The sequence below is a fragment of the Streptomyces triculaminicus genome, assembly GCF_017349075.1.
GTDB classification, from domain to species: Bacteria; Actinomycetota; Actinomycetes; order Streptomycetales; family Streptomycetaceae; genus Streptomyces; species Streptomyces triculaminicus.
Genome location: NZ_JAFMOF010000002.1, coordinates 654,795 through 680,839, shown reverse-complemented (window position 1 = coordinate 680,839; position 26,045 = coordinate 654,795). Strand labels below are relative to the sequence as shown.

The window sequence follows — 26,045 nt, the reverse complement described above, 5'->3', positions numbered from 1 at the left end:
GGGGCCCTCAGGGCAGCGGCGCCCGGGTGTCGTTCCCGGCGAGGGCGGCCAGCGGGTCGCCGTGGGCGTCGAGGCGGTCGAGGACCTCCTCGGGGGTGAAGGCGAGATCGCCGGGGTCGGCGCAGGCGGCGACCTCGTCCCAGGTGACGGGGGCGGCCACGCCCGGGCGGTCGGGCAGCAGGCGCACGGTGTAGGGGGCGGCGGTGGTCTTGGCGCTCGCGTTCTGCGACCAGTCGATGAGCACCTTGCCCCGGCGCTCGGCCTTGGTCATGGAGACGACCACCAGGCCGGGGTGTTCGTTCGTCATCGCGGTGGCCAGGCGCTTGGCGTAGTGCCCGGTCGCCCGGCCGGAGGCGGCCTCGACGGGCGCGTACAGGTGCAGCCCCTTGGCGCCGGAGACCACCGGATGGGCCGTGAGCCCGTCGTCGGCGAGCAGCTGGCGCAGCCGCTGGGCGACGCGGCAGCAGACGACGAGGTCGGCGCCGGGGCCGGGGTCGAGGTCGAGGACCAGGCGGTCGTGGCCGTCGGGGCCGGCCTCGGCGGTCCACTGCGGGACGTGCACCTCGTACGCGCCGAGGTTCACCATGGCGATCAGGGCCGCCATGGAGTCGATCATCACCTGTTCGGCCACCCCGTCCTTGTGCCGGACGGGCACCCGGGGCACCCATCGGGGTGATCCGTTGGGCGGGGTCTTGGCGACCCAGCTCTCCCCGCCGGTGCCCTCGGGGGCGCGGACGAACGAGGCGGCCCGGCCCCGGGCGTGCGGCAGCATCGCGGGGGCGACGGCGGCGTAGTAGCGCAGGATCTGGGCCTTGGTGTGCCCGGAGGCCGCGAAGAGGACCCGGTCCAGGTGGGAGAGGGACAGCCTGCGGCCCTCGACCTCCACCACCTGCCGTTCCGGGGACTGCCGCTCCGAAGAAGTGGACATATGGTGATAGTTCCCACGGAGGGATGCGAGCTATGCGGACGATGTGGAAGGGCGCGATCGGGTTCGGGCTGGTCTCCGTCCCCGTACGGCTGTACGCCGCCACCGAGGAGCACGGCACCAGGCTGCACCAGGTCCACGACGCGGACGGCGGCCGGATCCACCTCAAGCGCGTCTGCGACGCGTGCGGCAAGGAGATCGACTACGAGCACGTCGCCAAGGGCTTCGAGGACGACGAGGGCAACACGGCCGTCCTCACCAAGGACGACCTGGCCGGCCTGCCCCTGCCCAGCAAGAAGCTCATCGACGTGCTGGCCTTCGTCGACGGCGACCGCATCGACCCCCTGCGGCTGTCCGGCGCCTACTACCTCGCACCGGACAACGCCGCCGCCGACAAGCCGTACGTCCTGCTGCGCGAGACCCTCCAGCAGACCGAACGGGTGGCCGTCACCAAGATCGCGCTGCGTACCCGGGAGTCCCTGGCGCTGCTGCGCGTTCACGGAGACCTGCTGACCCTGCACACGATGTACTGGCCCGACGAGATCCGCGAACCCGCCGGCCTGGCCCCGCCCGCCTCGGTCACCGTGCGTCCGCAGGAGCTCAAGATGGCCACGAGCCTGATGGACACCCTCTCCGAGGACTTCGACCTGGAGTCGCTGGAGGACGAGTACGAGGTCGCCCTCGGCGAGCTCGTCAACGCCCATCTCGAACACCGGCCCGTGCCCCAGAAGGCCACCGCGGCCGCGCCCGACAACGTCATCGACCTGATGGCCGCCCTGCAGGCGTCCATCGACACGGCGGGGAAGAAGGGCGCCGAGACCGGGAAGGCCTCGGCGAGGACGGCTCCGGCCGCCCCGAAGAAGACCACGGAGACGAAGAAGCGCACGACCGCGAAGAAGTCCGCCGCCTCCTCCACGGCGAAGAAGACCACCGCCAAGACCACGAAGGCGACGGGAGCGGCCAAGACGGCGAAGAGCGCGACGAAGAAAACGGGCCGCCGCGCGGGCTGAACAAGCCCCGCGCACGGCCCCCGGACACCCGGATCCCTACCGGACCGGCTGCCCCTCCTCCCCGGCGAGCGACGCGCACTCCTCCCGGGCCGTCGCCGCGAGACCTTCCGCCCCGCACTCCTCCGCGAGCACCAGCCCCTCGCGCAGCTGCGCCTCCGCCTCCCCGGACCGCCCGGCCCGGCGCAGCGCGACGCCATGGTCCACCAGCGCGGCCGCGTACTCGGAACGGCACGGTGACCTGCGCAGGTGCTCGAGCGCCTGCCCCAGCCGGGGCAGCACCTCGTCCTCCTCGACCACCCGTGCGGAGCGCCGCAGCGCCTCGCCCATGGCGGTGTCCGTACCGAAGCGGGCCGCGTTGCGCACCGCCTGTTCGGCCAGCGCCCGGGCCCGCTCGGGCTCCTCGGGCGCGACGGCCGCGGCGAGGTCCAGCGCCCAGGGCGCCCAGAGGGTGTTGTTGCGGCCGCGCTCCTCGAGCCGGCGCCCGGCTGCCTCCAGCTCCGCGACGGCCTCCTTGCGCCGGCCGAGCGCGAGCAGCAGACGGCCGACCACGCTGGGGGCGTCGGGCATGACCATCGCCGGAGGATAGGGCGGCCCGAAGGAGTACGTCTCGGCGACGACCCGGGCGTCGTCCACCCGGCCGCGGGCGAGCAGCGTGTCGACGAGCAGGCAGGTCCCGTCCCACTGGATGGGCAGCCCCGGCCCCAGCCGGTCGGCCAGGCGCAGCCCCTCGCGCAGGAAGCCCTCGGCGAGGTCGAGCCTGCCGCGCCGCAGGTGGACCATGCCGAGGAACTCATGGGCGAACGCCAGGTGGGCGCCGCGCCATCCGGAGATCTCGAACGACCGCACGGCCTCGTTGAAGAGCTCCTCGGCCTGGTCGAGCCGGTCGGTGTAGGCGTAGGTGATGCCGACGACGCTGGGGATCTCGAAGCCCCACTCGCTGTTGGTCCAGGACATCTCGGCGGGGAGCCGGCCGTCCTGCAGCACCCGGTCGTTGAGCTCGGTCACCCGCACGGCGTCCTCGCCGCGGATCATCGCGTCGAAGGCGCGCAGGGCGAGCATGGCCCGCTCGGCGTTGTCCCGGCCCTGCAGGGGGTCGGCGAGGTGGGCGAGCCGCCGCGAGCGCTCGTGCGCGCCCTCCTCCTCCAGCTGGATGCCCTTCCACAGGTAGTGCGCGGCCTGCAGGCGCATGCGCCCCGGCCCGTCCGGGGTGTTCTCCTCCTGCTCCGCGACCACCCGGGCCGCCTCTTCCAGCTGGCTGTTGTGGGCGTAGGCCTGCGAGAGCCGGTAGGTGGCGTCGACGCGCAGCTCCTTGGGGAGACCGGGCAGCGCCAGGGCCGAGCGCAGGTGGTTGATGGTGGTGGGCGGGGACGTCAGCAGCGCGGAGCAGCCGAGTTCGTAGAGGACGGCGGCCCGCTCGTCGGGCGGCGGCGGCTCGGCCAGCGCGCGCTCCAGGCACCGGCTGGCCGCCTCGGGCGCGCCGACGGCGAGGTGTTCGCGGGCGGCCTCGCGCAGGGACTCCACGAGCTCCGCGTCGCCGTCGGGGTGAACCTCCAGCAGGTGCCGGGAGGCGGCGGCGGCGCCGAGCCCCGCGTTGGTGAGCGCCCAGGCCGCGAGGCCGTGCATCGCGGTGCGGGTGGCGGGCGGTACGGCCTGGTAGACGGCGGTGGCGATCAGCGGATGGACGAATTCCAGCGTCTCGACGCCGGTCAGGATGCGCGCCTCGCGCAGCCGGTCCGCGCAGTCGTCGGCCTCCGCCGGGCTCATCCCGGCGAGCATGGCGGCCCGGCGCGGCGAGACCTCGCTGGCGAGCACGGCGGCCGCCCAGGCGAACCGGGTGGCTGACGTGCCCAACCGCTCCAGCCGGGTCACCAGGCCGCTGCCCCGGGCGGCGGCGCCGAGCTCGCGCAGCAGGACCGCGGACTCCTCGGCCGGCTTCAGGCCCCGGTCGCACGCCTTGGCGATCAGCTCCGTGGTCTCGTAGGGGTTGCCGCCGGTGACGGCCCACACCTCGCGGCAGAAGGGGTCGTCGGCCTCCTCGCCCAGGGCGGCGCGGACCAGCTCGGCCACCGCGCGCGGCGTGAGGGAGTGCAGCACGACCGGACGATGGCCGCGGGCGCCGACCAGCTCCTGGAAGGCGGGGGTGTGGGCGGGAAGTTCGTCGGGCCGGTAGGCGACGACCATCAGCAGCGGCAGGTCGCCCAGCCGCACCGCGAACGAGGCGAGCCAGGCGAGGGACTCCGCGTCGCCCCAGTGCGCGTCGTCGACGGCCAGGATCAACGGCGCGCGGGTCAGGGCCATTTGTGTGACCAGCCAGTCGATGCCGTCGCGCACGCCCTGCGGGTCGGCGGGCGGGCCGACGGGCGGCGCGATGCCGAGGGCCGGCCCCGCGATGTCGAACCAGCCGCCGAGCAGCTCCTCGCGCTGCTCCGACGTCATGGCGGCGAGGGCGGGCTGCAGGAGCTGCCGGACGATGTGGAAGGGGACGGTCTCCGCCGTCGCGCTGCAGCGGGCGTGGAGGACGGTGCAGCCCTCGTACCCGGCGGCCATCCGCCGCAGCTCGCCCAGCAGCGCCGTCTTTCCCGCTCCCGCTTCCCCGCTGTACAGCAGCAGGCCGCCCTGCGCCGGGCGGCCCTCGGCGACGCGGGTGCACAGGCCCTCGACGGCCTGCCGCGTAGTGGCGATCTCCTGCTCGCGCTCGAACAGGGCGTTGTGCGGGCGTCGTTCACGCTGTTGCCCCGTCATAAGAGTGTCTCCCGTATGAGTGTGGTGCAGCGAGCCTAGACCCGCCGGCCGGGCTTGGGGACAGGGTTCCGCCAGCCGAACCACCCGGGAGCGTGACCCCGACATCGAATCGAACGCCCATCCCTTAATTCAAAGTTTTATTCGAAGGTCGTGGTGCGGGGGCATTGTGAACCCTTTCGAATTCGCTTGTCAGCCCATTCTGCGAATATGACAACTTCACGTCGTCACACCGCACGACAGGCTACGCTCCATGTCGCACAGCGGGTTGCGGCCACCGCCGCACGCTGCTGTCCACTGCTGCGCCGCGCAGCCGGAGAAGCCGCCGCGCATTTCGCGGCAGGGCGGCGCTCCCCCTTTTTCCCATGCCGCACGCACATCATTTCCCAAGAGCTCCCGAGGACGTCGATGGCTGGTACTGGATCGTCACAGCAAGGCAGGCGGCCCGCCTCCTCCCTCATATGGCTGGTACCACCTGTCGTGCTCGCGGCCTGTACGGCCGCCGCGACCCTCCTGGTGCCCGACGGGGCGCACGTCTTCGCCGCGTGGTGCGGCATCGCGGCGACCCTCGCGGTGACCGTCACCTCCTCCGAGGTCGCGCGCCGCGGACGGGCGATCGCCGCGCTGCGCCGCCGGTGCGCCGAGCAGGAGGCCGTCCTGCGCCACCAGCTCGTCCAACAGGAGGCCGAGACCCAGCGGTTGGCCCGCGAGCTGCTCCCCGCGGCCGTCCGCATGCTGCAGCAGGGCGCCTCCACCGACGAGGTCCTGCGCGAGGTGGCGCCGCGCACGCCGCTCGACCCGTCGTTCCTGGCCGCCCACCGCGCCGTGCTCCGTTCGGTGCTGGAGGCGGTCCAGGCCGAGGAGGGGCTGCGCGAGTCGGCGCACCGCGCGTTCGTCAACATCGCCCGCCGGGTCCAGGCGATCGTGCACCAACAGGCCACCGACCTGCGCGAGATGGAGGACCGGCACGGCAACAACCCCGAGGTCTTCGGCGACCTGCTGCACCTGGACCACGAGACCGCGCTGATCGGCCGCCTCGCCGACAGCATCGCGGTGCTCGGCGGCTCCCGGCCGGGCCGTCAGTGGAAGAACCCGGTGCCCCTCTACAACGTCCTGCGCGGCGCGATGTCCCGGATCATGGACTACCGCCGGGTCGACCTCCACTCGGTGGCGGACGTCGCCGTGGTGGGCCCCGGGGTGGAGCCGCTGATCCACGCGCTGGCCGAGCTGCTGGACAACGCCACCCGGTACTCCCCGCCGCAGACCCGCGTCCACCTCACCGCCGTGGAGGTCCAGTCGGGCGTCGCGGTCGAGATCGAGGACGCCGGCGTGGGCCTGACCGACGAGGCCCGGCGGCGCGCCGAAGCCGTGCTGGAGATCGCCGACCGCGGGCTCGACCTCAACGACCTCGGCGAGACCCCCCGGCTCGGCCTGGCCGTCGTCAGCCGGCTCGCCAAGACCTACGCCTTCCGGGTCTCCCTGCGCCCCTCGGCCTACGGCGGGGTGCGGGCGGTCCTCATCGTGCCGGAGGGCCTCACCACCCCGAGCGCGACGCCCGGCGGCGAGATCGCCCGCGCGGCCACCCTGCCGCCCCCCAAGATCAGGAAGAAGCCCGGCCGGCCGCTTCCGGACCTCCCCTTCGACGCTCAGGCCGTCCCCTCGCACAGCTCGGGCGGACTGCCGCAGCGTCGCAGGCGGGCCCGGGGCTGGCCGCGCGCGGCGTGCGGGCCGCCGCGGCGGCCCCGGCGGCCGGGCCCCGCCACCAGCCCCGGCCGATCCTCCCCGCAGCCGGGCATGTGGCTGGCCGCCTTCACGAGCGCCGTCAACGGCGAGGCTCTGCCGGCGGTTTCCGGGGGACCGACCAGTGATGAATCGTCAGACGAGAAAGAGTAGCCAAGTGACGCAGCCGCGGTTCAACATGGACTGGATGCTCAAGGACCTGGCATCCAGCGTCCCTCAGACGCGCCACGTGATCGTGCTGTCCTCGGACGGCCTGCGCATGGCTCAGCACGGCTCGGACACGGATGCCGCGGACCGCCTGGCAGCCGCCTGTGCCGGACTGCAGAGCCTCTCCACGGCCGTGGCAGCCGAGTTCCCCAACGGCGACGGCCGGATGCGCCTGGTCGTCATCGAGGTCGACGGCGGCTTCTTCTATCTGATGGCGGCCGGCGCGGGGGCGTATCTGGCGGTGCTGGCGGACGACGACGTGGACGCCGGGCTGATGGGGCAGCGGATGCGCGACCTGGTGGCCCGCATCGGCGAGCATCTCACCAGTCCGCCGCGCGTCAGCGGGCCGGTGGCATGAGCAAAGCCGGAAAAACGTGGGACCCCGGCAATCCGGACCGGCTCTACATCATCACCAGCGGCCGCAGCCGTACGGGCAAGCAGACCAGGCTCGATCTGGTGACGCTGGTCGTCTCCCGGGCCGCCCCCGACCCCGGGCTCCAGCCCGAGCACTCCGCCATCGTCCAGATGTGCGACTACCCGCTCTCCATCGCCGAGATATCCGCGTACCTCACGTTACCCGTCAGCACCGTGACCGTCCTGGTCACCGATCTGCTCAAGGAAGACCAGGTGGAGGCCAGACCCCCCGTACCGGTCGCCGCCCTGCCCAATGTCCAGCTCCTGGAGGCGGTGATGCATGGACTACAAAACCTCTGACCCGTACGCCGGCCCCAGGAAGGAGGACATCCTTCCCTCCTCGACGGCGGCCGCCGTCAAGGTCGTGATCGTCGGTGGGTTCGGAGTCGGCAAGACGACCCTGGTGGGCACGGTCAGCGAGATCAGGCCGCTGACCACCGAGGAGACGATGACCCAGGCCGGCGTGGGGGTGGACGACCTCGCCGGCATCGAGCACAAGATCGAAACCACCGTGGCCATGGACTTCGGCCGGATCAGCATCAACGAGCAGCTGGTGCTGTATCTGTTCGGCACTCCGGGCCAGGAGCGCTTCTGGTTCCTCTGGGACGGCCTCTTCGAGGGCGCCCTGGGCGCGGTGGTCCTGCTCGACACCCGTCGCCTGGAGGTCAGTTACGACGTGATCGGGCTCCTGGAGGAACGCGGCGTCCCGTTCGTGGTCGCCGTCAACACCTTCCCCGGGTCCCCCGTCCACCCCATGACGGAACTGCGCTCCGCCATGGACCTGCCCGAGTCGGTCCCCATGTTCACCTGTGACGCGCGGGACCGCGCGTCCTGCCGGGACACGCTGATGGCGCTCATGCGCTACCTCTACCACCTCACGAACGAGATCTCGGAGCCACAGTGACCCCACCCGACGAGCACTCCCAGGCGGACACCACCCTCGCCGCTCCCCCGCCGCAGTGCCCGGCCCACGCCTACGGCCCGGGAGGCCTCGCCCGCCTGTACGGCCCGACCGCGGAGGCCGACCCGATGGGGTTGTACGAGCAGCTGCGCGACCGGCACGGCGCCGTGGCCCCGGTGCTGCTCCACGGTGATCTGCCCGCCTGGCTGATCCTGGGGTACCGCGAGAACCTCGACGTCACCCGCACCCCCTCGCGCTTCTCGCGCGACTCCCGCATCTGGCGGGACATGCGCGAGGGCAAGCTGACCCCCGATCACCCCCTGGCACCGATCTCGACCTGGCAGCCCATCTGCGCGTTCGCCGACGGCCAGGTCCACGAGCGGTGGCGCGGCGCCATCAACGACTCCCTCGGCCGTTTCGACCGGCGTGGGGTCCGGCGCCACATCACCCGCTTCGCCGACCAGCTGGTCGACACCTTCTGCCTCAAGAGCAGCACCGACCTCGTGCACGAGTTCGCCGAACCGCTGCCCATGCTGGTGATGACACAGCTGCTGGGCATGCCCGAGGAGTACGGCCCCCGGCTGGTCAAGGCCGCCCGCGACATGATCAAGGGCACCGAGACCGCCGTCGCCAGCAACGAGTACGTGCAGGAGGCCCTGCGCAAACTGGTCGCCCGCAAGCGCACGGACCCCGGCCCCGACCTCACCAGCTGGCTGCTGGAGCACTCCAGCGAGCTCACCGACGACGAGGTGCAGCAGCATCTGCGGCTGGTGCTCATCGCCGCGTTCGAGACCACCGCCAACCTGATCGCGAACACGCTGCGGATGCTGCTGACCGACCCCCGCTGCCGTGCCAACCTGGCCGGCGGGCACATGACGCTGCCCGACGCCGTCGAGCAGATCCTCTGGGACGAGCCTCCCTTCACCACCATCCTCGGCCGCTGGGCGACGCAGGACACGGAACTCGCCGGACAGAAGATCAAGGCCGGCGACGCCCTCGTGCTGGGCCTCGCCGCGGCCAACGTCGACACCGCGATCCGCCCCGACCCGACCACGCCCGTCCACGGCAACCGCTCCCACCTCGCCTTCAGCGGCGGGGCGCACGAGTGCCCCGGCCAGGACATCGGCCGGGCCATCGCGGACACCGGCATCGAGGCGCTGCTGAACCGGCTGCCCGACATCCAGCTGGCCGTCCCGGAGGACGAACTGCGCTGGCTCTCCTCCCTGATGTCACGTCATCTGGTGGACCTGCCCGTGAAGTTCACCGCGCAGCAGCCGCTCCCCGCCGAACAGACCAAGCCGGCGCTCACGGCCGCGCCCGCCACGCCTCACGAGCTCGAGCGGAACTCCGCCCCTGAGCAGCCCACGGCGATCCCGGCGCCGCCGGCCCGCGCCTCCGGCACCCGTGCCTCCTGGTGGACGTCGCTGACGCGGTGGTTCCGGCGCCGCTGAGACGTGGCGTCGAGCTGATCCCACCACCAGGCCGCCGACGCTATGGGCAGCGGTCCGGTGCCGGGGTCGCTGGGGGTGTCGCGCCACGTCACGCCGTAGGTCGCGCCGGGGACCGGCAGGTCGTAGCGGTTCCGCGGGCTGGCGTAGCGCGGCGCGGCGTTCATCCACCGGATGCAGCCGGCGATGTAGTGCCCCAGCGCCTCGAGATAGCGCAGCAGCTCCGGGTCGGCTTCGCGGGCGATCTGCTCGCGGAGCCGCAGGAAGAGCGTCATGGCGCGGTCCCTTATGGCCAGGGCGTCGCGCAGCGCCCGCTCCGGGGAGCTGCCGTCGTGGTGGACGAGGACGTTGACGATGTTCTGGTCCGTGGTCTCCTGATTGTCCTCCTTGGCGTAGGAGAACAGGTCGTTGTCGCAGCTGACGATGAAGCCGGCGGCCTCGGTGAGGGCCTGCACCGGGGCGGAGTACAGGTCGCTGTCCGGCACCTCGATGCCGCCGGCGATCTCGCTCCAGGACAGTGAGAAGCGGGTTCCGTTGATCGACGGCCGCAGGGCGACGTAGTCGGAGAGCGTCGGCATGACGCGGCGCTCGATGTTGCTGACCTGCCAGGCGGCGCCGAGCAGCCAGTCCCGCATGCCCTCGGCCACGCGCCGGAGCTGCACCGGGGTGGCCATGGCGCGGGTGCGGGCCGCGAGGTCCTCCAGGGCGGCGTCGAAGGGGCCGCTGCCGAGCATGGCGGATCCCGGCGCCTCCAGACAGCGGGAGATGCGCGCGTTGAGGTCCACGATGGCGGCCGTGCGGATGTCGGCGCTGCCGGTGTCGTGCCAGACGTCGTCGAGGGCGAACGCCCAGTGGTTCCACTCGATGAACAGCAGCAGCGGCTCGTCCCGGCCGTAGGGGATGATGCGGCAGCTGAAGTCGGTGCTGTGGGTGGCGATGCTCCAGGCCCGTTCGGTCTCGTCGCGGAAGATGCCGGTCGAGTCCAGCCAGGCGATGGCCCGTCGTTCCAGCTCGTCCACGCGCGGGTGGACGGGCGATTCGATCGGGCAGTAGAAGGGCGGTAGCCGCCAGCCGATCGCCGAAGCGCGTACTGCGCCGTCGCTCATGTCACCTTCCTTCGAGCCGGAAGAGCAGTTGACGGGTCTCGACGGCGTGGTCGCGCCACACGCGGAAGAGCTTGCTGTGGGCGAGGGCCGACTCCAGCAGCCGGTCCGCCGAGATGGGGGACGCCGCGTCCGAGTGTTCCACGCGGTCGAGTTCGGCCGTGGTCCAGGCCATGGACTGCACCCAGAACTCGGCCACGCGGTCGGTCAGGTCCTCGTCCTGCTCCAGGGTGAAGCCGGCGGAGCGGGCGGCCGCGATGTACTCGGGGAGCGTGCCGAGGCGGGTCTTGTAGTAGCCGTCGATGAAGGTCGTCCACTCGGGGCGGCACAGGAAGTGCTCCTGGATGCCGAACCAGCCGCCCGGCTTGAGTGCCTTGGCGACCACCGAGAAGAGCCGCTCGCGGTCCATGTATCCCGAGCTCTCGATGGCGACGGCCGCGTCGTACGTCTGCTCCTCGCGCAGGTCGTGGATGTCGCCGAGGACCGGGGTGACCAGGTCCTCGACGCCTGCCTGGCGGACCAGTTCGGCCATCACGGGGACGTGCTTGGCGGTGACGGTGATGGCGGTGACGGAGCAACCGTACTCCTGGGCCCAGTAGATGGACCCTCCACCGAGGCCGCAGCCGATGTCGAAGAGCTGGGCGGGCGGGTTCTCGGCCACGTTCCAGGCCTGGGCCGCGTGCGCGAGCGCGGTCTCCTGGGAGTCGAACAGGCGGCGCCTGAGCATGCTCTGGGACACCGTGGTGTTGGGGGCGGATCCGGTATCGAAGAGGCCGACGTGGAAGTGCACCCGCGGGCCGGGCCCGTATTTGTGCAGGATGTCGGTGGTCTTGCGCGAGTAGTACGAGGGCACCAGGGTCTCATCACGTACCACGTCGGCAGCAGCGGTCACTTCAGTAACAAAATTGTCCATGGGGCCCTCCGGGACATCGAGTGTCGGTGGATGGACGTACGGAACGGTCGGCTGCGAAAGGGGGACGGCCCCCTCCGGCGGGATGCTCATTCGATCACGCGTGCGTGTCACGCCGCCCCCCAGCGACCAACGACCAACGTTCCTGTCCAGTTTTGCCCGGTACCTGCCCACGCCGCATCGGCGATAACCCACGGTACGTACCGGCGCGGGCCGTTCTGACGTGCACACCTACGATCACTTCGCTTCACTTTAGATCAAATCAAGTCATTTTTGCCTTACTTGAAGACCAGAAAGACTGAAAATTGCGCACCGTTGTCGGGGTTTTGGCCTCACGGTAGGCCAGATTCCGGCCGCCCGGCACATGGCCGGAACCCGTTCAAGAGCCGGGTGTGCGGGCGATCGGAGGGGCGCTGGGCATGTGCCATTCGCGCCCCCCGCAACGGCACCGCAGCGTGTCGCACAGGGCGCCCCCTGTGTCCGGCCGCCTCACTGGCGCACACTGGTGACCTGCCGGAACGAGGGAGACACGCATGGCGGTGACTGCGGGGCGGCGCGAGCGGCTCCTCGCCTCGTCGTGGTGGCGGGCGGCCGCCGCGATCGGCGCGGGCGCCCTGCCCGCCCTGACCTTTCCGGCACCGTCGTTGTGGTGGCTGGGGTACGTGGCGCTCGTGCCCTGGCTGCTTCTGCTGCGTTCGGCCACGACCGCCCGCCGCGCCGCGCTCCTGGGCTGGCTGGGCGGCGCCGGCTTCCTGCTGGCGGTGCACCACTGGCTGCTGCCGAGTCTGCATGTCTTCATTCTCGTCCTCGCGGGCCTGCTGGGCCTGTTGTGGGTGCCGTGGGGGGTGCTGGCGTACCGGCTGCTGGGCGGCTCGCCCGGGCCCGGGCGGGTGGCGGCGGCCCTGCTGGTCCTTCCGTCCGGGTGGCTGCTGGCCGAACTGGTGCGCTCCTGGGAGTACTTGGGCGGGCCGTGGGGCCTGCTCGGCGCGGGCCAGTGGCAGGTCGCCCCGGCGCTGCGGCTGGCCTCGGTGGGCGGCGTCTGGCTGGTCGGCTTCCTCCTGGTGGCGGTCAACGTGGCGCTGGCGGCGCTGATTTCGGCACCCCGGGCCCGCCGGACGGCGCTGGGCGGCGTGCTGGCCTGCGGAGCGGTGGTGGGCTGGGTGTGGGCGTGGGCGCCCGTCCCGGAGCCGGCCGGCACGATGCGCGTCGCGATTGTCCAGCCGGGCGTGATCGACGGGCCGGGCAGCGTGGGGCGCCGCTTCGACCGCGAGGAGGAGCTCACACGGACGCTGGCGGGGCGGCGGGTGGACCTGGTGGTGTGGGGCGAGAGCAGCGTCGGCCAGGACCTGGGCAGCCGGCCGGATCTGCGGGAGCGGCTGGCCGCGCTGTCCCGTACGGTCGGCGCGGACCTCCTGGTGAACGTCGACGCCCGCCGCTCGGACCGGCCGGGCATCTTCAAGAGCTCGGTTCTGGTCGGCCCCGACGGCCCGACCGGCGACCGTTACGACAAGATGCGGCTGGTGCCCTTCGGCGAGTACATCCCGGCCCGCTCGCTCCTGGGCTGGGCCACGTCGGTGGGGAAGGCGGCCACCGAGGACCGCAGGCGCGGGGACGGACCGGTGGTGATGCGCCTGCCGGACGCGAACGGCGGGCAGCGGATCGGGCCGCTGGTGTGCTTCGAGTCGGCGTTCCCCGACATGAGCCGGCGGCTGGCGCGCGACGGCGCCCAGCTGCTCGTCGCCCAGTCGGCGACCTCGACCTTCCAGCACAGCTGGGCCCCGTACCAGCACGCCTCGCTGGCCGCGCTGCGGGCGGCCGAGACCTGGCGGCCGATGGTGCACGCGACCCTGACCGGCGTGAGCACGGTCGCGGACCCCCACGGCCACCTGATCGGCGAGCGGCTGGGCCCGGACCGCTCGGCGGCCGCCGTCTACGACGTACCGCTGGCGCGCGGCACGAGCCCGTACGTACGGACCGGCGACTGGGTCCTGTACGGCTCGCTCGCCGTCCTGGCCGTCACCTGTGCCGTCGAGGGGCTCCGATTCCTCCGACGGAGGGTCAGGAAGCCTGCTCCCGAACGAGAGTGACGACGCGTTCGCACAGCTCGTGGGTGCGCAGCGCGTCCTCGGCGTCGAGGGTCGCGCCCGCCCGGACCGCGTCGAGGAAGGCGTGCACGACCTGTTCGATGCCCCGCTGGCGGGCGACGGGCACCCAGTCGCCGCGGCGGCGCACGGTCGGCTGTCCCTTGTGGTCGATCACCTCGGCGAGGTTGAGGACCTGCCGCTTGGAGTCCTGGCCCGAGACCTCCAGGATCTCCTCGGTGGAGCCGCTCATGCGGTTCATGGTGCCGATGGCGGTGAAGCCGTCGCCGGAGAGCTGGAGCACCACGTGGTGGAGGAGGCCGTCGCGCGTCCTGGACCGCACGTCGACGTGGTCGACGGGGCCCGGCGCGAGGAAGCGCAGGGTGTCGACGACGTGTATGAAGTCGTCGAACACCAGGCTGCGCGCCGCCTCGGGGAGGCCGACCCGGTTCTTCTGCATGAGGATCAGGTCGCGCGGGTGCTCCAGGCACTGGGCGTACCCGGGCGCGTATCGGCGGTTGAAGCCGACCGTCAGCGAGACCTTCCGCTCCCGGGCCAGGCGGACCAGCCGCTCGCTCTCCGCGTAGGAGTAGGCCAGGGGCTTGTCGACGTAGACGGGGACGTCGGCTTCGAGGAGGCGGGTGACGATCTCGGGGTGGGCCTCGGTGGGGGCGTGCACGAACGCGGCGTCGATGCCGGCCGCGAGCAGGAGTCGAGGTCGGTGTGGCGGTGGGCGTCGGGCACCCGGTGGGTGTCGGCGACCCGGTGGAGGGTGGCGGGCGTGCGGGTCTGCAGGTGCGGCTCGAGGCCCGGGTGGGCGGCGAGCACGGGCAGGTACGCCTTCTGCGCGATGTCGCCCAGACCGATGCAGCCGACCTTCACTGTGCCTCCCGTGGCATGTGATTCGTCCGTTCCGTCTGTGCAGCATACGTGCGAACGGGCGGCCGCCAGTCGGCGATGCCGTCGAATCCGCGCAGCAGCGCCGAGGGGGCGAGGCGGCTGACGGCGGTGATCCCGAGGTCGCGCGCGGCGACCGCGGGGACGCCGGTGAGCATGGCCAGCCGGGCCGTCCTGGCCGAGCGGCGCACGATGCCGGTGGTGCGGGGCAGCCGGTCGCGGGTGTAGGCGGCCAGCGCGGACGACGGGTTGGGCCGGCCCTGTGTCAGGTGATGGGCGAGGACGACGGCGTCCTCGACGGCCTGGTTGCCGCCCTGGCCGAGGGTGGGGGCCATGGCGTGGGCGGCGTCGCCGAGGAGGGCGGTGCGCCCCCGGTGGTAGGCGGGCAGCGGGACGGTCATGTGATGGACGTCGTGACGCAGGACGTCCTCGGGGGTGATCGCGGCGAGGATGCCGGGGACCGGGGCGTGCCAGTCGCCGAAGCGGCGCCGGAGTTCGGCCTTCTCGTCGTCGGGCGCCCGGCTCCCGGCGGGGGCGAGGGCCGCTGCGTAGGCGTAGATCCGTCCGTCCTTCAGCGGCTGGGTGCCCCAGAGCCGGCCCCGGCCCCAGGTCTCGTGGGGTGCGAAGGGCTGCTCGAGGGCGGGGATGACGACCCGCCAGGTGGTGAACCCGGTGTAGGCGGGGCCGGGGTGGCCGGGGAAGAGGGTGCGGCGGACGGCGGAGTGGATGCCGTCGGCGCCGACGACGAGGTCCGCCTCGATCTCGCCGTCGGAGGTGGCGACGAGGGCGGGGCGGTCGGCGGCGCCGGGGTCCGTCAGCGAGGCGGCCCGTCCTGTGCGGAGGGCCCCGTCGGGCAGGTGCGCGGAGAGCAGGCCGGCGAGGGTGGCGCGGTGCAGGAGGGCCAGGGGGCCGCCGAAGCGCCGCGCCGCGGCCTGGCTGTCGGTGCGGGAGAGCCAGCGGCCGCCGGGCGCCCGCAGCCCGCCGTCGCCCTGCCAGGCGGCCAGGGCGCGGACCTCGTCGCCCAGGCCGATGACGTCGAGGGCGCGCTGGGCGTTGGGGGCGAGGGAGATGGCGGCGCCGACGGGTTCGAGGGAGGCGGCGCGTTCGAGGACGGTGACCCGCCAGCCGGCGCGGTGCAGGGCGACCGCCGCGGTGAGACCGCCGATTCCGGCGCCGACGATCACGGCATGGGGGTGTTCCATGGCTCCTCCTCGTCACGAGGCGCGGCGCCCACGAGCCCCCGCCACTACAGGTGTAGTTGCAGGCTACTACGCCCGTAGTGGAGCCTAGGTTGGACCCATGACCACGGAACGCCCCGCCCCTCCCCGGGCACCTCCCGCAGCGAACTCATCGCCGACACCGCCCTCGCCCTGCTCGCCGAACGCGGCATGCGCGGCCTGACCCACCGCGCCGTGGACGAGGCGGCGGGCCTCCCGCCGGGCTCCACCTCCAACCGGGCCCGCACCCGCGCGGCGCTGCTGGAGGCCGCGGTGCGGCGTCTGGCCGTGCGCGAGGCGGCGGCGCTGGGCACCGCGGAGCTGCCGGACCCGGCGGGCGGCCCGGACGCGCTGGCCGAGGTGCTCGCCCGCGCCCTGCACCGCTCGCTGACCGGGCAGCGGGAGCTGCTGCTGGCCCGCTACGAGCTGGCGCTGGAGGCCGCCCGGCGGCCCGGACTGCGGGAGGTCTACGACGCGACGGGCCGGGGCTTCTTCCGGGAGCCGCTGGTGGCGTTGATGGCCGCGGCGGGATCGGCCGAGCCGGAACGGCACGCGCTGTCCCTCATCGCCTGGTGCGAGGGGCTGATGTTCTCGTGCGCCGCGGGCTCCTATCACGCCGAGGTGCCCGGCGAGGCCCAGCTGCGCGCGGGCATGGCGGAGTTGCTGCACGGCATGCTCGGGCGCGGGCGGCGGGACGGGGGTGAGGGTGTGAGGGGCGGCGCGCGAGGGGGCGTGATCCCGCGCCACTCCCGCGGGGTGTTCACAACCGCCCTCGGCCGCCTGCAGGGTTGGGCGGGTGCAGCGAATGCCCGCGGCGGCGGTCCTGGTGGCGGTGGCGATGTCGGCCGCCGTCGGCTGTGTCTCCGTCTCGCCGCCCGCCGAACGTACCGGTCCGCACCGCCTCGCGCGCGGCGCCGCACCGGAGGTGGGGCCGGGCCCCGCCCGTGAGTCCCTGGTCACCGTCGGGGGCGGCCCGGGGCGCGACCGGTCCACGGACCCGGGGGCGCCGTCACCGGCACTGACGCCGGGAGCGCCGTGGGATCCGGGGCGGATCCGGCCGTGGGATCCGCCATGGCTGCCGGGGCGGGATCCGGCCCGGAGCGCGGACGCCGAGCCGCGCCGTCCGGCCGGACCGGCCGACCCTGCCGCCGCCGGTGAACCCGCCCGGGGAGCGGAGCACCCGGCCGGCTCCCCCACTCCCCGCTCGTCCGCCCGCCGCCGGCTCCGCCCCCGCCTCGCGGGAGGCCTCCGACGCCGCCGCCCCACGGCACCATGCGCCGCCGCCCGAGTCCCGGCGCGAGGAACCCCGGTCCCGTCCCGGCGAGCAGCATGAGGCGCCGCACCAGGAGGCCCCGCGCCAGGAGGTGCCCGCTCCCGCCCCGGACCGGCGGGGCCCCAAGGGCCGTAACGTCTGCGCCCTGGGCGACACCTACGGCAAGTGGCAGCAGGGCGGGGACGCGTCGCGGATCTGCCACCAGGTGTACGGCAACTGACCGGCCGCGCGCGGCTCCGCACCTCCTGCGGCGCGGAGTCGCGCGTCCGGCGCGATCAGATCGCGAGGTCCGGGATCCGCCAGTCGATCGGCTCGTGGCCCTGGCCCGCGACCGCCTCGTTGATCTGCGTGAAGGGGCGGCTGCCGAAGAACTTCTTCGCCGACAGCGGCGAGGGGTGGGCGCCCTTGACCACGATGTGGCGCTCCTCGTCGATCAGGGGGAGCTTCTTCTGCGCGTAGTTGCCCCAGAGCACGAAGACGGCCGGGTCGGGGCGGGCGGCCACCGCGCGGATCACCGCGTCGGTGAACTTCTCCCAGCCCTTGCCCTTGTGGGAGTTGGGCTCTCCGCCGCGCACCGTGAGCACGGCGTTGAGCAGCAGGACGCCCTGCTCGGCCCACGGCATCAGATAGCCGTTGTCGGGGACGTCGTAGCCGAGCTCCTCGCGCATCTCCTTGTAGATGTTGCGCAGGGAGGGCGGGGTCTTGACGCCCGGGCGCACCGAGAAGCACAGGCCGTGCCCCTGGCCCGCGCCGTGGTACGGGTCCTGGCCGAGGATGAGGACCTTCACCCGGTCGTACGGGGTGGCCTCCAGAGCGGAGAAGACCTCGCCGCGCGGCGGGTACACCGGCGCCTTCGTCCGCTCGTCCTCGACGAAGTCGGTGAGCTCCTTGAAGTAGGGCTTCTCCAGCTCCTCGCCGAGGACGCCGCGCCAGGACTCGGGCAGCATGTCGGTGACGGTCACGGGGCAACCTCCGGGTTCGCTTTCGTTCTCGGAGGAGAACTTACCGGCGACCACTGACAACGCCCGCCCCGGAGGTCCGCCGCCCGCTCGGACCCCGGCGTCGAGCGCTCAGACCCCGGCGTTGAGGAAGAGCCCGCCGTCCACGACGAGCGTCTGGCCGGTGATCCACCCGGCGGCGTCGGACAGCAGGAAGGCCGCCGCGCCCCCGATGTCCTCCGGCACGCCCAGCCGTCCGAGCGGGTAGGAGGCCGAGGCCTCCTCCTCGCGCCCCTCGTAGAGGGCGGCCGCGAACCTGGTCTTCACCACGGCCGGGGCGATGGCGTTGACCCGCACGCCCGGCGCGAACTCGTGCGCGAGCTGCGCGGTGAGGTTGATCATGGCGGCCTTGCTCACGCCGTACGCGCCGATGAACGGCGAGGCGGAGATCCCGGCGATGGAGGCGATGTTGACGATCGCCCCGCCGTTGTCCTTCTGCCAGGCGTGCCAGGTCCGCTGGGCGAAGCCGAGCGCCGAGACGACGTTGGTCTCGAAGACCTTGCGGGCGACGGCCAGGTCGAGGTCGGCGATCGGGCCGAACACGGGGTTGGTTCCGGCGTTGTTGACCAGGTAGTCGACGCGGCCGAAGGCCTCCATGGCCCGCTCGACGGCCGCCGCCTGGTGGCTCTCGTCGTGCGCCTTGCCGGGTACGCCGACCGCCCGCCCGTCACCGAGCCGCTCGACGGCCTCCTTGAGGGCCTCCTCGCCGCGGCCGGTGATCACGACCTTGGCGCCACGGGCCACCAGGGCCTCGGCGACGCCGAAGCCGATGCCGCGGCTGGCCCCGGTGACGAGGGCGACTCTTCCTTCGAGCTCGCGCTCCTGAGCGTTCATGTGTCCTGCCCCTTCCGTCAGTTGAGCGGGCCGCCGGCCACGTACATGACCTGGCCGGAGACATAGCCGGCCTGCTCGCCGGTGAAGAAGGCGATGGCGTGGGCGACGTCCTCGGGCTCGCCGACACGCTGCACCGGGATCTGGGTGGCCGCCGCGGCGCTGAAGTCCTCGAAGCTCATGCCGACCCGCGCGGCGGTGGCGGCGGTCATCTCGGTGGCGATGAAGCCGGGGGCGACGGAGTTGGCGGTGATGCCGAACTTTCCGAGCTCCTTGGCGAGGGTCTTGGTCAGGCCCTGCATCCCGGCCTTGGCGGCGGCGTAGTTGGCCTGGCCGCGGTTGCCGAGGGCCGAGCTGCTGGAGAGGTTGACGATCCGGCCGAAGCGCGCGTCCACCATGTGCTTCTGGCAGGCGCGCGACATCAGGAACGCGCCCCGCAGGTGCACGTTCATGACGGTGTCCCAGTCGCTGTCGCTCATCTTGAACAGCAGGTTGTCGCGCAGGACGCCCGCGTTGTTCACGAGGATGACGGGCGCGCCCAGGGCGTCGGCGATGCGGGCGACGGCGGCGTCCACCTGGGTGGAGTCGGAGACGTCGCAGCCGACGGCCAGGGCCCGGCCGCCCGCCGCGGTGATCTTCCCCACGGTGTCCGCGCAGGCCGCCTCGTCGAGGTCGAGGACGGCGACCGCGCGGCCCTCGGCGGCCAGGCGCACGGCGGTCGCCGCGCCGATGCCGCGGGCCGCGCCCGTGACGACGGCCACGCGCTGCTCGGTGGTGGACATGCGGGTTCTCCTCACCTGAAGGCGGCTCCCCGGCCGCCCGGGGCAGCAGGTGAGCAACCGCTTAGTAACGTCCGACGATCAGACGCTAGAAGCCCCGCCACCCACTGTCAACGCCTGCGGCGCGCCCGCCCGGCGTCAGCGCACCAGCAGGTCGAGGAGGCGTTCGGACTCGCTCTCGGGGTCGGCGGTCAGGCCGGTGTGCACCGGGCCGGGCTGGACGACGGTGCTGCGGGGCGCGATCAGCCAGCGAAAGCGCCGCCCCGCGTCGTCGCAGGCCGCCTGTCCGGCCCGTTCCCCGCCGGCGCAGACGCCCTCCACGGCGTGCAGCGCCGCCCGTACGCCCGCGACGTCCGCCGCCGGGTCGAGCGCCAGCAGGCGGGCCTCGTCCAGGTGGACGCGGGCGGCGACGTAGGACTTCGCCTGGCAGTAGACGACGATCCCGGCGTTGATCTGCTCGCCGCGCTCGACGCGGGGGACGACGCGCAGCAGCGCGTACTCGAAGACGTCGCGTCCGTTGTGCCGGGTCACTGCGGGGCCTTTCCGTTCAGCCTCACGCGTACCCACTCGGGCGCCTGCGAGGGTTTGTCGGCGGAGCGCTCGCCGACGGTGATGCGGTCGCCGATGACGGCGGCGCGTTCGAGCAGCACCTCGACGTAGGCGCGGCGCAGGGCGTCCGGGCTGTCGAAGCCCGGCTCGTCGGCCAGCCACGCGTCGGGCACGTCGGCGGCGGCCTCCGCCAGCAGCTCCTCGGTGACCCGGGGGGCCAGCTCGGCCGCGGCGCCGGCGACGTCCGGGGCGAAGGTGGCGAGGACGTGGTCGGAGGCGTCGTACGCCTTGCCGGCCGCGGCGGCCGCGCCCGGCCAGTTGTGGTGCCAGATCATGGTGGCGCCGTGGTCGATGAGCCACATCCGGCCGTGCCAGACCAGCAGGTTGGGGTTGCGCCAGGAGCGGTCGACGTTGTTGATCAGGGCGTCGAACCACACCACGCGCCCGGCCTCGGCGGAGTCGGTCTCGAAGGCGAGCGGGTCGAAGCCGAGGGCGCCGGGCAGGAAGTCCATGCCGAGGTTGGGCCCGCCGCTGGCCTTGAGCAGCGCCTGCACCTCGGGGTCGGGCTCGCCGCGGCCGATGACCGGGTCCAGCTCGAGGACGGCCAGCTCGGGGACGCGCAGGCCCAGCCGGCGGGCCAGCTGTCCGCAGATGACCTCGGCGACCAGCGTCTTGCGGCCCTGGCCGGCGCCGGTGAACTTCATGACGTACGTCCCGAGGTCGTCGGCCTCGACGATGCCGGGGAGCGAGCCACCCTCGCGCAGGGGCGCGACATAGCGGGTGGCCGTGACATGGGGGAGCATCGTCCCAGGTTACTCGGCGTCTGAACGCCGGGGGCCGCCGATCCGTATGAGTCCTCAAGACCCAGCTGCCCCACCGGATACAGCAAAGGATCGATCATGACGCATCCCGCATCCGCCCAGGCCGGCCCGGCACGTCGCACCGTCGTCGCCACGGCCGGGGTTTGTGGCCTGGCCGCCCTGCTCGCCGCCTGCGGCGGCTCGGACGGCAAGGAGGAGAACGCCAAGGAGGGGAACGCCAAGGAGGGGAACGCCAAGGAGAGCGAGAGCGGCGGCGGGGCCGCGCGGCCGGGGGCCGGGGCGGCCCTGGGCAAGGCGGCGGACATCCCCGAGGGCGGCGGGAAGGTCTTCCCGGACCGCAAGGTGGTGGTCACCCAGCCGTCGAAGGGCGAGTTCAAGGCGTTCTCTGCGGTGTGCACCCACCAGGGCTGCCTGGTGAAGGAGGTCGCGAACGGGACCATCAACTGCCCCTGCCACGAGAGCAGGTTCTCGGTGACGGACGGCAGCGTACGCGGCGGGCCGGCGCGGCAGCCGCTGGCGGCGCGCCGGGTGTCGGTCGACGGGGACTCCCTCACCCTGGGCTGAGCCGGCCGGTCCGCCGCGCCCTCGCCGGCCCGCTTCCTTCAGCCGGGCGGCCGTCGCCGCTGCCGCCAGGTGCGCAGCAGGGCGTCGGTGGTGGTGAGGGCGGCCACGTGCGCGAGGGTGTGGCGGACCATCGCCCCGGTGTAGTCGGCGGGCACTCCTGCGATGGCGTCGGAGGGGACGACGGCCGCGTAGCCGAGGTTGACGGCGTCGAAGACGGCGTTGGGCACGGCGACGTTGGCCGAGACGCCGGTGACGACGAGGGTGCGGCAGCCGAGGTTGCGCAGGAGAGGGTCCAGCCCGGTGCCGGCCAGCGGCGAGAGGCCGTGCAGCCGCCGCAGGACCAGGTCGCCGTCCCCCACGGGGATCGGCTCGGCGACCCGGACGGCCAGGGTGCCGGTCAGCTGCTGTACGGGCAGCCGTTCGACGGCGCGCAGGAGCGGGGCGTTGCGCCCGGCGCCGCGGCCGTCGGGGCGGCGCTCGGCGAGGGCGTGCACGACCTGTATGCCGGCCTCGTGCGCCCCGGCGACGAGGCGGGCTACGTTGAGCAGGGCGCCCGAGGCGCGGGCGACGGCGGCCAGCTCGGGCATGGCGCTGTCGGGGCCGACGACGCCGCGCTGGCACTCGACGGTCAGCAGCACGGTGGTCGCCGGGTCGCTCTCGTCGGCGGGCGGTTCCTTCGGCGCCATGGTGCGCGTGAGGCTAGCGGGCATTGCGCGGCGGGGGAAGAGGGCCCATGCTGTGCACCCATGCTTTCTGACGCTCAGTCAGCTATGCGGAGGGTGGGGTGCGCGATGACCGGCACACAGCGACGCGGCCGCCGGATCATGATGACGCCGGCGGAGCTGGACGCCTTCCTCGCCGGGCAGCGCGTCTGCCGGGTGGCGACGGCCGGCCCGGGCGGCCGTCCGCACGCCAGCGCCCTCTGGTACGCGTGGGACGGCCGGGCCCTGTGGCTGTACTCCCTCACCCGCAGCCGGCGCTGGGCCGACCTTCGACGCGACCCGCGCGTGGCCGTGCTCGTCGACGACGGCCACGCCTACGGCGAGCTGCGCGGGGCCGAGCTGTCGGGCTCGGTCGTACCGGTCGGCGAGGCACCGCGCTCGGGCGAGGCATGCCCGGAGCTCGAGGAGGCGGAGCGGCTCTTCGCCGGCAAGTACTTCGGCATGGCCGCCATGCCGCACGACGGCCGGCACGCCTGGCTGCGGCTGGTGCCGCGGACGGTCGCCTCGTGGGACTTCCGCAAGCTCGCGGGCGGCTAGCCGGCATGCTCGCGGCCGGCGACGGCCGCGCCGGACGCGCACAGCGCGTCGACGGCGGCCCGGACCGAGGGCCTGCGGCCCGCGTCCGCCCGCCAGATCGCGTACACATGGCGGCACATCGTGTGCCGCACGGGCACCACCCGCACCCCCTCCGGCACCGGTCCCCGGCCCAGCCGCGGCGCGACGGCGACGCCCAGGCCGGCGGCGACGAGGGCGAGCTGGGTGTGGTGCTCCTCGGCCATGTGCGAGATGCGGGGCTCGACGCCCTTGCCGCGCAGGGTGAGCATCAGCCAGTCGTGGCAGAACTCGCCCTTGGGCCAGGAGATCCACTCGTCGTCCGCGAAGTCCTCCAGCGCGACGTGCTCCCGGTCGGCGAGCGGGTGGCCGACGGGGACGGCGACGTCGACCGGGTCGTCGAGCAGCCACTGCTTGGCCAGCTCGGCCGGGACGGGCAGGGGCTTGTTGTACCAGTCGAGGACCACCGCGAGGTCGATGTCGCCGCGCACCACCCGCGGCACGGCGTCGTCCTGCTCCATCTCCTCCAGCCGCAGCCGCAGCTGGGGGTGGTCGCGGCGCAGCCCCGCGAGGGCGGTGGGGAACAGGCCGCGGGCCGCGGTGGGGAAGGCGCCCAGCAGGAGCTCCCCGACGGCCTGGCCCTGCTGCGCCTCCAGGTCGGCCTGGGCGAGCTCCACCTGGGAGAGGATGCGCGAGGCGTGCTCGGCGAGCAGCCGCCCGGCGTCGGTGAGGCGCACACCCCGGCCGTTCTTGGCGAGCAGCCGCTGGCCGGTCTCGCGCTCCAGCTTGGACAGCTGCTGGGAGACGGCCGAGGTCGTCACATGCAGTCCGTCGGCCGCGGCGCTGACGGAGCCGTGGCGGGCGAGGGCATGGAGGGTGCGCAGGCGCTCCAGGTTCAACATGTAAGCGATGCTACGCGGTTTCATCCAAAAATATTTGCTTGTTCTAATTGTTATGTGCCTGCATCGTAGTCATCATGAGCACCGCCGCCCCGCCTCGATCCCCCGCCGACCCCTCCGCCCGCCCCGCCGTGGACTGGCGCATACGGTTCGGCGTCCTGTCCGTCATATGGGGCTTCAGCTTTCTGTTCATCAAGCTCGGCACCGACGGCTTCGCCCCGATGTACGTCTCCTTCGGCCGGATGTTCTTCGGGGCCGTGGTGCTCCTGGTGACGCTGCCGGCCACCCGGCAGCGGCTGCCGCGCCGGGGCCGGACGTGGGCGCACCTGGCCGTCGCGGCGTTCCTGTGCAACGCCCTGCCGTTCACGCTCTTCGCCTACGCGGAACTGACCATCTCCACCACCCTGGCGGGCATCTGCAACGCCACCACCCCGCTGTGGGGCATGCTCCTCTCCCTCGTGGCCCTCTCCGAGGACCGGCCGACCCGGCGCCGCTTCGCCGGGCTGGGGCTGGGCTTCATCGGCGTGCTCGTGGTGCTCGGCGCCTGGCAGGGCTTCTCGGGCCAGGACGCCGAGGGCACCCTGCTGGCCCTGATCGCGTCGCTGAGCTACGCGGTCGGCTGGATCTACGTCCGGCGCACCCTGTCGGACACCGGCGACTCCCACCTGGCGAAGTCCGGCAGCCAGCTGCTGCTGGGCGCCGCCCAGCTCGCCGTCGTCGCCCCGCTGGTCAGCCCGCTGCCGTCCTCCTTCCCCGTCGTGCCGCTGCTGGCCGTCTTCGCGCTGGGCGCGCTGGGCACCGGCCTCGCCTTCCTCCTGCAGTACGCGCTGGTGGCCGAGGTCGGGCCGACGACGGCCACCATGACCACCTACTTCATCCCCGTCGTCGCGACGACGGCGGGCGTCAGCCTCCTCGGCGAGGACCTGACCTGGAACACGCCCGTCGGAGCGCTGATCGTCCTGGCCGGGGCGGCGCTCACCCAGAGCCGGGGCGGCGGCGCGGGCGCCTCCCGCACGGCGGCCCGCTCGGAGGACGGCCAGGCCGCCGCCGCCCCGGAGCCGACCGCCGCCCCGGAGGCCGAGGCCGCCCGGCCGTAGCGCGCCGACGAGCGCACCCCTCAGTCGTAACGCCCCGCGGGCACCGGGACGGTCGCGGACGCCAGCGCGTCCGCGACCGTCCCTATCTCGTCCGGGGACAGCGAGGAGACGGTGATCCGCACCCCGGGCGGGGAGTCCAGGCGGAAGCGCGCCCCGGGCGCCACCGCCCAGCCCGCCTGCAGCAGCCTCGCCACCGCGCCCGTCTCGTCCGGCACCGGCAGCCATACGTTCACCCCGCTGCGCCCGTGCGCCGCGATCCCCCGCTCCCGCAGCGCCGCCAGGAGGGCGTCGCGGCGCCGCCCGTACGAGGCCGCCACCACGCGCGGGTCCACGGCCCCGGCGCGCCACAGGTGCAGCACGGCGTCCTGCAGCAGATGACTCACCCAGCCGTGCCCCAGCCGCTGCCGCCCCAGCACCCGGTCCACCGTCACCGCGTCGCCGGTGAGCACCGCGAGCCGCAGGTCGGGCCCGTAGGCCTTGGCGACCGACCGTATATGCGCCCAGTGCGTGGTGGCGCCGGCCAGGGGGTGCAGCGGCAGATCGACGAAGCCGTGGCCGTGGTCGTCCTCGATGAGCAGGACCTGGGGATGGCCCGAGAGCACGGCGCGCAGCTCGCGGGCGCGCGCCGCACCGATCGCCGCGCCCGTGGGGTTCTGCGCCCGGTCGGTGACGACCAGCGCCCGGGCGCCCGCGCGCAACGCCCGCTCGGTCTCCCCGGGAAGGGGGCCGTCGTCGTCGACGGCCACGGGCACGGGCCGCAGCCCGAGCGCCGGCACGAGGTCCAGCAGGCCGCCCCAGCCCGGGTCCTCGACGGCGACGGCGTCCCCGGGGCGCAGATGGGCGCTCAGCACCCGTTCGATGCCGTCCAGCGCTCCCGAGGTGACCGCGACCGGCCCCTCGGGGACGCCGTCCGCGGTGAAGGCCTCGCGGGCCATCCGCTCCAGCTCGCTGTCGACGGCCGGGGTGCCGTAGAGCACGGGAGCCGTGCGGGAGCGGGCGGCCGCGGCGGCCAGCGCCTCGCCGAGCGGGGGCAGCAGGGCCGGGTCGGGATTGCCGCTCGAGACGTCCCGGACCCCCTCCGGCGCCTCCACCCGCAGCATCTCGCGGGGCGTGCTGGCAGGGCGCGGCCGCACCCGGCTCCCCCGGCGGCCCGCCGTCTCGATCACCCCGCGGTCGCGCAGCGCACGATACGCGGCCGCGACGGTGTTGGGATTGACGCCCAGCTCGACCGCCAACTCCCGCAGCGGAGGCAGCAGTTCACCCGGGGCCAGTCTGCCTTCGCCGACCGCCCGCTCCACGCTCGCGGAAATGTCCGCTGCGCGACGCCCTTCGATCCGATACTCTCCTAGCACAAACAACACTATGCAC

General features: G+C 73.4%; 23 protein-coding genes and 3 pseudogenes. 12 read left to right on the top strand and 14 right to left on the bottom strand.

Annotated elements, in window-relative coordinates:
- Positions 1-7: 7 nt before the first annotated feature.
- Entirely contained in the window at positions 8-928 is a 921-nt protein-coding gene (ligD, locus tag J1792_RS13130; RefSeq protein WP_207247273.1) for a non-homologous end-joining DNA ligase, read from the bottom strand.
- A gap of 32 nt (positions 929-960) precedes the next feature.
- Here ligD and ku point away from each other — a divergent pair, with 32 nt between their 5' ends.
- Positions 961-1,935 carry a non-homologous end joining protein Ku gene (ku, locus tag J1792_RS13125; protein ID WP_207247272.1) on the top strand — a complete coding sequence of 325 codons (975 nt, stop codon included), beginning with the start codon at positions 961-963 and terminating at the stop codon, positions 1,933-1,935.
- Between the two features lie 36 nt (positions 1,936-1,971).
- Here the strand turns inward: ku and J1792_RS13120 are convergent, their stop codons facing one another.
- Complete coding sequence (locus tag J1792_RS13120) at positions 1,972-4,677, bottom strand: ATP-binding protein (RefSeq protein ID WP_207247271.1); 2,706 nt, start codon at positions 4,675-4,677, stop codon at positions 1,972-1,974.
- Between the two features lie 405 nt (positions 4,678-5,082).
- On the opposite strand from J1792_RS13120, the gene J1792_RS13115 reads away from it, so the two are divergent.
- The 5 genes from J1792_RS13115 to J1792_RS13095 are packed head-to-tail and all read left to right on the top strand — an operon-like array spanning position 5,083 to position 9,387.
- Entirely contained in the window at positions 5,083-6,567 is a 1,485-nt protein-coding gene (locus J1792_RS13115) for a sensor histidine kinase (RefSeq protein ID WP_207247270.1), read from the top strand.
- Between the two features lie 25 nt (positions 6,568-6,592).
- A complete protein-coding gene (locus J1792_RS13110) occupies positions 6,593-6,979 on the top strand; it encodes a roadblock/LC7 domain-containing protein (RefSeq protein ID WP_086571098.1) in 387 nt (128 codons plus the stop codon).
- Entirely contained in the window at positions 6,976-7,335 is a 360-nt protein-coding gene (locus J1792_RS13105; protein ID WP_207247269.1) for a DUF742 domain-containing protein, read from the top strand. Before J1792_RS13110 ends, J1792_RS13105 begins: the two co-directional genes overlap by 4 nt.
- Entirely contained in the window at positions 7,316-7,939 is a 624-nt protein-coding gene (locus J1792_RS13100; RefSeq protein WP_207247268.1) for a GTP-binding protein, read from the top strand. Before J1792_RS13105 ends, J1792_RS13100 begins: the two co-directional genes overlap by 20 nt.
- A complete protein-coding gene (locus J1792_RS13095; RefSeq protein ID WP_207247267.1) occupies positions 7,936-9,387 on the top strand; it encodes a cytochrome P450 in 1,452 nt (483 codons plus the stop codon). Before J1792_RS13100 ends, J1792_RS13095 begins: the two co-directional genes overlap by 4 nt.
- Positions 9,388-9,671: 284 nt before the next feature.
- On the opposite strand, the pseudogene J1792_RS33990 reads toward J1792_RS13095, so the two are convergent.
- Both J1792_RS33990 and J1792_RS13090 read right to left on the bottom strand, forming a co-directional pair.
- Positions 9,672-10,490: pseudogene (locus tag J1792_RS33990) on the bottom strand (terpene synthase family protein); the annotation flags it as partial.
- Position 10,491: 1 nt separating this feature from the next.
- On the bottom strand, positions 10,492-11,400 hold the full coding sequence (locus J1792_RS13090; RefSeq protein ID WP_179198937.1) for a class I SAM-dependent methyltransferase: 909 nt from the start codon (positions 11,398-11,400) through the stop codon (positions 10,492-10,494).
- Positions 11,401-11,930: 530 nt separating this feature from the next.
- On the opposite strand from J1792_RS13090, the gene lnt reads away from it, so the two are divergent.
- Positions 11,931-13,484, top strand: coding sequence for an apolipoprotein N-acyltransferase (gene lnt, locus J1792_RS13085; RefSeq protein ID WP_086571080.1), 1,554 nt, complete (start codon positions 11,931-11,933; stop codon positions 13,482-13,484).
- On the opposite strand, the pseudogene J1792_RS13080 reads toward lnt, so the two are convergent.
- Both J1792_RS13080 and J1792_RS13075 read right to left on the bottom strand, forming a co-directional pair.
- Positions 13,456-14,360 (bottom strand): annotated as a pseudogene (locus J1792_RS13080) (Gfo/Idh/MocA family protein). The gene lnt and the pseudogene J1792_RS13080 sit on opposite strands and share 29 nt — an antisense overlap.
- Positions 14,357-15,577: an FAD-dependent monooxygenase gene (locus tag J1792_RS13075; protein WP_207247266.1), complete on the bottom strand. Its 1,221-nt coding sequence runs from the start codon at positions 15,575-15,577 to the stop codon at positions 14,357-14,359. Before J1792_RS13075 ends, J1792_RS13080 begins: the two are co-directional and overlap by 4 nt.
- Positions 15,578-15,724: 147 nt before the next feature.
- On the opposite strand from J1792_RS13075, the pseudogene J1792_RS13070 reads away from it, so the two are divergent.
- Together J1792_RS13070 and J1792_RS13065 are read left to right on the top strand one after the other, a co-directional pair.
- A pseudogene (locus tag J1792_RS13070) lies at positions 15,725-16,276 on the top strand (TetR/AcrR family transcriptional regulator); the annotation flags it as partial.
- A gap of 470 nt (positions 16,277-16,746) precedes the next feature.
- Positions 16,747-17,085 (top strand): hypothetical protein, encoded by a 339-nt coding sequence (locus J1792_RS13065; RefSeq protein ID WP_207247264.1) that lies wholly within the window; start codon positions 16,747-16,749, stop codon positions 17,083-17,085.
- Between the two features lie 55 nt (positions 17,086-17,140).
- Here J1792_RS13065 and J1792_RS13060 read toward each other — a convergent pair whose 3' ends face one another.
- From J1792_RS13060 to J1792_RS13040, 5 genes are all read right to left on the bottom strand, one after another.
- The gene (locus J1792_RS13060) at positions 17,141-17,827 is read right to left on the bottom strand and encodes a uracil-DNA glycosylase (protein WP_207247263.1); all 687 of its coding nucleotides are present in this window, start codon (positions 17,825-17,827) and stop codon (positions 17,141-17,143) included.
- Between the two features lie 108 nt (positions 17,828-17,935).
- Positions 17,936-18,697 (bottom strand): SDR family oxidoreductase, encoded by a 762-nt coding sequence (locus J1792_RS13055; protein WP_086574888.1) that lies wholly within the window; start codon positions 18,695-18,697, stop codon positions 17,936-17,938.
- A 17-nt stretch (positions 18,698-18,714) separates the two neighbouring features.
- The gene (gene fabG / locus J1792_RS13050; RefSeq protein WP_086574890.1) at positions 18,715-19,476 is read right to left on the bottom strand and encodes a 3-oxoacyl-ACP reductase FabG; all 762 of its coding nucleotides are present in this window, start codon (positions 19,474-19,476) and stop codon (positions 18,715-18,717) included.
- Between the two features lie 135 nt (positions 19,477-19,611).
- Positions 19,612-20,004 carry a DUF3037 domain-containing protein gene (locus J1792_RS13045; RefSeq protein ID WP_086574892.1) on the bottom strand — a complete coding sequence of 131 codons (393 nt, stop codon included), beginning with the start codon at positions 20,002-20,004 and terminating at the stop codon, positions 19,612-19,614.
- Positions 20,001-20,825, bottom strand: a complete 825-nt coding sequence (locus tag J1792_RS13040) for a HipA family kinase (RefSeq protein WP_086574894.1) — start codon at positions 20,823-20,825, stop codon at positions 20,001-20,003. The genes J1792_RS13045 and J1792_RS13040 overlap by 4 nt, the downstream gene beginning before the upstream one ends.
- A gap of 96 nt (positions 20,826-20,921) precedes the next feature.
- Between J1792_RS13040 and J1792_RS13035 the strand changes: the two genes are divergently transcribed.
- Positions 20,922-21,407 (top strand): Rieske (2Fe-2S) protein, encoded by a 486-nt coding sequence (locus J1792_RS13035; protein WP_207247262.1) that lies wholly within the window; start codon positions 20,922-20,924, stop codon positions 21,405-21,407.
- Positions 21,408-21,445: 38 nt separating this feature from the next.
- On the opposite strand, the gene J1792_RS13030 is transcribed toward J1792_RS13035, so the two are convergent.
- Positions 21,446-22,093 (bottom strand): cysteine hydrolase family protein, encoded by a 648-nt coding sequence (locus J1792_RS13030; protein WP_086574898.1) that lies wholly within the window; start codon positions 22,091-22,093, stop codon positions 21,446-21,448.
- 105 nt (positions 22,094-22,198) lie between these two features.
- Between J1792_RS13030 and J1792_RS13025 the strand changes: the two genes are divergently transcribed.
- On the top strand, positions 22,199-22,666 hold the full coding sequence (locus J1792_RS13025) for a pyridoxamine 5'-phosphate oxidase family protein (RefSeq protein WP_086574901.1): 468 nt from the start codon (positions 22,199-22,201) through the stop codon (positions 22,664-22,666).
- Here the strand turns inward: J1792_RS13025 and J1792_RS13020 are convergent.
- Positions 22,663-23,583 carry a LysR family transcriptional regulator gene (locus J1792_RS13020; protein ID WP_207247261.1) on the bottom strand — a complete coding sequence of 307 codons (921 nt, stop codon included), beginning with the start codon at positions 23,581-23,583 and terminating at the stop codon, positions 22,663-22,665. The genes J1792_RS13025 and J1792_RS13020 overlap by 4 nt on opposite strands.
- A 74-nt stretch (positions 23,584-23,657) precedes the next feature.
- Here J1792_RS13020 and J1792_RS13015 point away from each other — a divergent pair, with 74 nt between their 5' ends.
- Positions 23,658-24,677: a DMT family transporter gene (locus J1792_RS13015; protein ID WP_207247260.1), complete on the top strand. Its 1,020-nt coding sequence runs from the start codon at positions 23,658-23,660 to the stop codon at positions 24,675-24,677.
- Between the two features lie 20 nt (positions 24,678-24,697).
- On the opposite strand, the gene J1792_RS13010 is transcribed toward J1792_RS13015, so the two are convergent.
- Positions 24,698-26,029 carry an aminotransferase class I/II-fold pyridoxal phosphate-dependent enzyme gene (locus tag J1792_RS13010; RefSeq protein ID WP_086571103.1) on the bottom strand — a complete coding sequence of 444 codons (1,332 nt, stop codon included), beginning with the start codon at positions 26,027-26,029 and terminating at the stop codon, positions 24,698-24,700.
- Positions 26,030-26,045: the final 16 nt, after the last annotated feature.